At 72.4% G+C, this 1685-nt stretch carries 1 protein-coding gene and 1 pseudogene; both read right to left on the reverse strand.

Annotated elements, in window-relative coordinates:
* Positions 1–48: 48 nt before the first annotated feature.
* Positions 49–1098: an SIS domain-containing protein gene (locus ACYVE9_RS25740; protein ID WP_461030297.1), complete on the reverse strand. Its 1050-nt coding sequence runs from the start codon at positions 1096–1098 to the stop codon at positions 49–51.
* 41 nt (positions 1099–1139) lie between these two features.
* A pseudogene (locus ACYVE9_RS25745) lies at positions 1140–1685 on the reverse strand (glycoside hydrolase family 3 protein); the annotation flags it as partial.

Consider the following 1685-nt stretch of genomic DNA (forward strand, 5'->3'; position numbering starts at 1 on the left):
GGGGCCGCCCCCCGGTAGGAGGCGGCCCCGGGCTCGGGGACCGGTCGGTCAGCGCGTCTCGGTGACCTTCGCGAGGGCCCGGGGCGCGTCCGGGTCCTGACCGCGGGCGATCGTCACCTCGTAGGCCAGCATCTGGAGGGGAAGGATCTCCAGGATCGGCTGGAGCTCCTCGACGACCCCGTCGGTGGGCAGCACGAAGCCGGCGGACGCCCCGTCGACCTGGGCCTTCGGCCCGACGACGACGAGGTCCGCGCCGCGGTCCTTGAGACGGTCGAGCACCGGCTGGAGCGCCTGCCCGCCCTTGCCGTCGGTGACGATCGCGATGACGGGCGAGACGTTGTCGACCATGGCCAGCGGGCCGTGCAGCAGGTCGGCACCGGAGTAGGAGAGCGCCGGGATGTAGCTGGTCTCCATCAGCTTCAGCGCGGCCTCCTTCGCCGTCGGATAGCCGTAGCCGCGAGAGGTGAGCACCATGCGCTCGGCGAACCGGTAGCGGCCCGCCAGCTGCTTCACCTCGTCCTGCCGGGCGAGGATCTGCTCCGCCAGGTCGGGCAGCACCTTCGCCCGGTCGACGCCGTCACCGCCGCGCATGCCGTCGACGAAGAGGTACAGCGCCAGCAGTTCGGCGGTGTACGTCTTCGTGGCGGGCAGCGCCTTCTCCGGGCCGGCGAGCACGTCGATGTGGAACTCGCTGACGGCGGCGAGCGGCGAGTCGGCGTTGTTGGTCACCGACAGGGTGATGGCGCCGGCGTCCCGGGCGGCCTGGGTGGAGGCGACCAGGTCCGGGGAGCCACCGGACTGGCTGACGGTGATCACCAGGCAGTCCGTCAGGTCCGGCTTCGCGCCGTAGGCGGTGGTGGTGGACATGGAGGTGAGGCCGCAGGGCTTGCCCAGCTGGACCTCCAGCAGGTACTTGGCGTACAGCGCGGCGTTGTCCGAGGTGCCGCGTGCGGTGAGCAGCACGAACCGCGGGTTCCTGGCCGCGATCTGCTCGGCGACCTCACGGATCTTCGGTGCGCCCTCGCTGAGGATGCGGCGCAGGACGGCGGGCTGCTCGGCCATCTCGCCGGACATGATCCGACCGGTCGTGGCGGACATGCTGGGTGCCTCCAGTTGGTGTTGCGTGTGTTCCGCGGCGTTCAGTCGTCGGCCTCCTTGCCGGCGATGACCTCCGCGGCGGCCCGACCGCAGACACGGGCGGCGCCATGGGTCGCGATGTGCAGAGCCCCGGCGGGCGAGGACTGCGGTACCCCCATCTCCACCACGACCGTGTCCGGGCGGGCGGTGAGCAGGGCGTCCAGCGCGTCGGCCATCCAGGGGTGACGGTGGACATCACGGATCACTGCGACGATCCTACGGTCCGCCGCCGCGTCGAGCACATTTGCGATCAATGCGCCGGTACCGTCCCGCTCGGCCTGGTCACGGCCGTAGGCACGGGTGACGGTGCCGGGGAGCAGTTGCTCCAGTTCCGGGCCCACGCCCCAGGGCGTCTCGTTGCCGACGGCGATGTTCGCGACCGGGGTGAAGGCGGCCACGAACGCAGGTCCGGTCGGCGGCAGGTAGGGCTCGGCGGCGGTGACGCGGAGCGCGCGGCGGGCGGCGGTCAGGCCGATGGCGGGGGCGGGCGCACTCCCCTCCTGACGTGCGCCCGCTCCGGCCGTCGTCCAGTGCGCCAGGGCGCGGAC

It is taken from the genome of Streptomyces sparsus, assembly GCF_054776295.1.

Excerpts from the sequence above, each read along its gene's own strand:
- ACYVE9_RS25740 (WP_461030297.1), bottom strand. The coding sequence starts at position 1,098 with ATGTCCGCCACGACCGGTCGGATCATGTCCGGCGAGATGGCCGAGCAG.